The following is a 4,828-nucleotide window of genomic DNA, read 5'->3' on the forward strand; positions in this document are numbered from 1 at the left end:
GCGACCGCACGCTCAGCGCTTGATGAGCAAGAAGCAAGTTTTGAAGCAACTAAAACACAACTTGCAAGCGCAAAAATTAAACTTTCAGAAATGAAAATTCATGCCCCTTTTAGTGGTTCATTAGGACTGCGTGAAGTGTCAAAGGGCACGTTTGTAAACACCAGTACTGAAATTACTACGCTCGATGATACCAGTATTATCAAAACTGATTTTAACGTACCGGAAAAATACCTAGCACAACTATCTATCGGTATGACAGTAACGGCTACAAGCCCAGCATATCCAACTAAGACTTTTAGCGGAAAAGTATCCCATATCGCAAGTCGCATTGATTCTGCGACTCGTAGTGTAAAAATCACCGCTAGCTTTGATAACAAAGATAATGCATTACGTACCGGTATGTTACTTTACACCCAGTTAGAGTTAAGTGCTGAAAACACTTTGATGGTGCCAGAGAAGTCACTTATCCCTCAACAAGATAAGCACTTTGTTTATGTAGTAAATGAAGAAAAAATTGAAAAACGCCAAGTGGTAATTGGTATACGTCGCGGTGGTTGGGTTGCCATTGGTAGCGGCTTAACAGAAGGCGAAGTAGTTGTTACTGAAGGCATAATTAAAGTAAGACCGGGTAGCCTAGTGAGCGTGAAGGAGATGCTGAAATGATTCTCACCGACGTTTCAGTTAAAAGACCGGTTTTTGCTACTGTAATTAACTTACTGTTACTTACTTTTGGTTTGGTGGCTTTCTCAATGCTGCCACTTCGAGAATACCCAGATATTGATACACCTATTGTATCAGTTAGCACCAGCTACACTGGCGCATCATCTGAAGTGATCGAAACTAAAATCACCCAAGTACTGGAAAACCGAATTTCTGGTATTGAAGGTGTAAAAAGCATTAACTCCTCTAGCCGTAATGGTCGCTCAAATATCACCATTGAATTTAATATCGACCGTGATATTGATGCTGCAGCAAACGATGTACGCGAACGCGTCTCACGCGCACTCGATAGCTTACCTGAGCAAGTACGCCCACCAGAAGTATCTAAATCCGACAGCGATGAAAGCCCAATTGCCTGGTTTGTACTTAACAGCACTTCAATGAATTCGTTGCAACTATCTGATTATGCACAGCGCTATATTGTCGACAGACTTGCCGTAGTTGATGGCGTGGCAAACGTTAGACTCGGCGGTCAACGCGAATACTCAATGAAAGTTTGGTTAAACCGCGATGCAATGGCGGCAAAAGGCGTAACAGCAGATGAAATCGAACGTGTTCTACGACAAGAAAACGTAGAGTTACCAGCAGGTGAGATTGAGTCCGTTGACCGTGACTTTACTGTGCGTATTGCACGCAGCTATAAATCGCAAGATGACTTCCAAAATCTAGTAATAAAACGTGGTGATAATGGTTACCTTGTTCGCTTAAAAGAAGTTGCCGACGTGCGATTAGAAGCAGTTGACGAAGAAAACCTATTCCGTGGTAACGGTAAAGATATGATTGGCCTTGGCGTGATTAAACAAGCTAAAGCTAACACTCTAACTGTGGTTGAAAAAGCGCGCGAAGAAATTGAAAAAATTAAGCGTTCTTTACCTGAGGGTACAACCATTCAAGACAGCTATGATTCATCGATTTTTATTCGCGAATCAATTACAGAAGTATACCGCACCTTAGCAATTGCAATGGCTCTTGTTGTTGCTGTGATATTTTTATTTTTAGGCAGTGTACGCGCAACCATAATTCCCGCAATTACGGTACCTGTAGCGTTAATTGGCAGCTTTACCTTTTTGTATGGTATGGGTTATTCAATCAACTTACTTACCTTACTGGCACTGGTACTTGCTATTGGTTTAGTTGTGGATGATGCCATTGTAATGCTCGAAAATATTCACCGCCGAATTGAGTTAGGCGAACCTCCACTGCTTGCTGCATATCGCGGTGCGCGCGAAGTTGGCTTTGCGATTGTTGCTACCACATTGGTATTGGTGTCAGTATTTGTGCCTTTGGTATTTATGGAAGGACGCATCGGCAGCTTATTTACTGAGTTTGCTATGGCGACCAGTGCTGCAGTGATTTTCTCAAGTGTCACGGCACTCACTTTATCTCCTGCACTGTGTTCAAAAATTCTTAAACCAAGCGAAAAAGAATCCGCTTTTAGCCATAAAATTGATGCGCTGTTTAGCAAGGTAGAAAATGGCTATGAAAAGCTGCTACGAAATAATGTAGCCAGCTCTAAGAGCATGCTACTGCTACTTATTTTTGCAGGTCTTGCCAGTTACTTACTCTTTAAGCAGTTGCCCTCTGAGCTTACGCCAAAAGAAGACCGTGGCACCTTCTTCATTATGATGAATGGCCCTGAAGGTGCAAGCTATGAAAATAATGCAAAAAACATGGCGCAAATTGAAGATAAATTAATGCCTTACCAAGAAAACGGTGAGTTAAGTCGTGTGCTTATCCGCGTGCCTGGTTGGGGCGGCCGTGGTGGTGTTGCTATTGTTGGTATGGCTGATTGGGATGAGCGAAAGCGTGATACTTGGCAAGTGATGGGCGAAATTAGTGGAAAGCTTACTGATGTAACAGACGTGCGCGCATTTGCTATTATGCGTTCTGGTATAGGTGGCCGCGGTAATAGTCGCCCTATTCAGTTTGTTCTTCAAGGTAACAGTTACGAAGAACTCGTCAGCTGGCGCGATCGCATTTTGTCACGTGCTCGTGAGAATAAAGGTCTTGTTCGTCTAGATCACGATTACAAAGAAACTTTCCCACAATTTTTAGTGAGCATTGATAAAAATAAAGCTGCTGATCTCGGTATCAGCGTGTCGCAAATTGGTCGCACATTAGAGTCAATGTTAGGTCAGCGCCGCGTTACTACGTTTATAGATCGCGGTGAAGAATATGATGTGATTTTAAAAGGCACCAAGGCTGACTTTTCAGATCCTAAAAACATTTCATCGATTTATCTAAAATCACGTAGCAATGACTTAGTACCGCTAGATAGCCTTATTACCATTGGCGAACAAGCAACCGCAGCACGTTTAAATCGTTACAACCGTATGCGAGCGATTACCATTAGTGCCAACTTAGCACCGGGTTACTCACTTGCTGAAGCACTGGATTTCTTGAATGACGTTGCAATGGAAGAAAACGATATTGAAGGAGCAATAGATTACAAAGGCGAATCACAGATGTTCTATGAAGGCGCATCTGCAATGACCTATGTATTTATTTTAGCGCTAACAGTGACCTTCTTAGTTTTAGCTGCACAATTCGAAAGCTTTGTGCACCCATTAGTGATTATGCTTACAGTACCACTCGGTTTAGTTGGTGCCCTTTCAGGGCTGTTCTTTACTAATTCCAGCCTCAACATTTATAGCCAAATTGGTATCGTGATGTTGATAGGATTAAGTGCCAAAAATGGTATTTTAATTGTGGAATTTGCCAACCAACTGCGCGATAAAGGTGTCGCTTTTACCGAGGCATTAATTAGTGCATCAAAACAGCGCCTACGCCCAATTATTATGACGTCTTTAACAACAGTAATGAGCTCGGTTCCACTGGTGTTGGCGTCAGGCCCGGGTTCTGAAAGCCGTATGGTAATTGGTATTGTGATTTTAACCGGTGTGGTGGTAGCCACTTTGCTAACACTGTTTGTCATTCCAAGTGCGTATTACATGCTGGCACGCAATACGCAATCACCTGAAGCGACAGAAAAAGAAATTTCCCAGCAGGCAAATAAACACCCGCTTTAATTTTACAATGTGGTAGCTTAATCCTAAGCTACCACTCTATTTCTTGCCCATCCCAAGCAAAAAATCGTCCGCTATCTTTTACATTCACTTGTGACATTAAACGAATTAAACATTCCGCACTAAACTCGGCAGTAAATAGTTTGTTTGCTGGTACATTGCGCTGAAATGGCTTAGATAACTTGGTGTCTGTAGTGCCGGGATGAAAGGCAAAGACACACATTTCCTTATTGCTTCTGGCAAGTTCTACACTCGCTGTTTTAATTGCCATATTTAGTGCAGCTTTAGCCATCCGGTAGCTATACCAACCACCTAAACGGTTATCGCTAATACTGCCTACACGAGCTGATAAAAAAGCGAGTTTGCAGTTAGCTGCTAATCGTTTTTGCAAGTGCACCAAATAGGTTAAAGGCGCAAATGCATTGGCATGCATTAATGCCATCGCCGACTCAGCGCGCCACTGCGAAAGGTTTTTCTCTGGTTGAATGTCACCTTGATGAAGCATACCTAAACAACAAAATACCCAATCGAATTTGATTGATAGGGTCGCAAGGCAGCTCGCCACTTGCTCTTCACTGTGTTCTTCGACCAACATCACATTAAAACGCTTATCATTAACTAACGACTTATTGCTGGTAATAATGGTAATGCTGTGCTGTTTATCTTGATAAAGTTGCTCAGCAACAGCAAGGCCAATGCCACCCGCCCCAATAATTAAACTTTTTTTCATCTTGCCGTCCCTTGTCTGTCTGTCATAATCTGTACGAAACTAAAAACCAAATAGATTAAACAATAATGCAAACAGCAATTTTTGGTGGCGGCTGCTTTTGGTGTATTGACGCCGCATTTCGCCGTTTAAAAGGAATACATTCTGTTACTTCGGGGTATAGCGGCGGGCATATTGAAAATCCGACCTATCAAGATATTTGTACAGGCTTATCGGGTCATGCTGAGGTGGTAAAAATTGAGTTTGATGAACAAGTAATTAGCTATTCAACATTGCTACAAATCTTTTTTGATTTGCACGATCCAACGCAACTTAACCGCCAAGGTAACGATATTGGCACGCAATACCGTAGCGT

4 protein-coding genes are annotated in these 4,828 nt (G+C 42.4%); 3 read left to right on the forward strand and 1 reads right to left on the reverse strand.

What is annotated here, in order from left to right:
• The coding region (locus tag ON073_RS20030) for an efflux RND transporter periplasmic adaptor subunit (RefSeq protein WP_274763640.1) at positions 1 to 663 on the forward strand (663 nt) is incomplete at its 5' end.
• On the forward strand, positions 660 to 3,749 hold the full coding sequence (locus tag ON073_RS20035) for an efflux RND transporter permease subunit (RefSeq protein ID WP_274763641.1): 3,090 nt from the start codon (positions 660 to 662) through the stop codon (positions 3,747 to 3,749). The genes ON073_RS20030 and ON073_RS20035, both read left to right, overlap by 4 nt.
• 28 nt (positions 3,750 to 3,777) lie before the next feature.
• Here ON073_RS20035 and ON073_RS20040 read toward each other — a convergent pair whose 3' ends face one another.
• Entirely contained in the window at positions 3,778 to 4,476 is a 699-nt protein-coding gene (locus tag ON073_RS20040; protein WP_274763642.1) for an SDR family NAD(P)-dependent oxidoreductase, read from the reverse strand.
• 65 nt (positions 4,477 to 4,541) lie between these two features.
• Between ON073_RS20040 and msrA the strand changes: the two genes are divergently transcribed.
• Positions 4,542 to 4,828: peptide-methionine (S)-S-oxide reductase MsrA (msrA, locus tag ON073_RS20045; protein ID WP_274763643.1), on the forward strand; the 287-nt coding region annotated here is incomplete at its 3' end.

This window comes from Pseudoalteromonas sp. G4 (genome assembly GCF_028875915.1).
GTDB lineage: Bacteria > Pseudomonadota > Gammaproteobacteria > Enterobacterales > Alteromonadaceae > Pseudoalteromonas.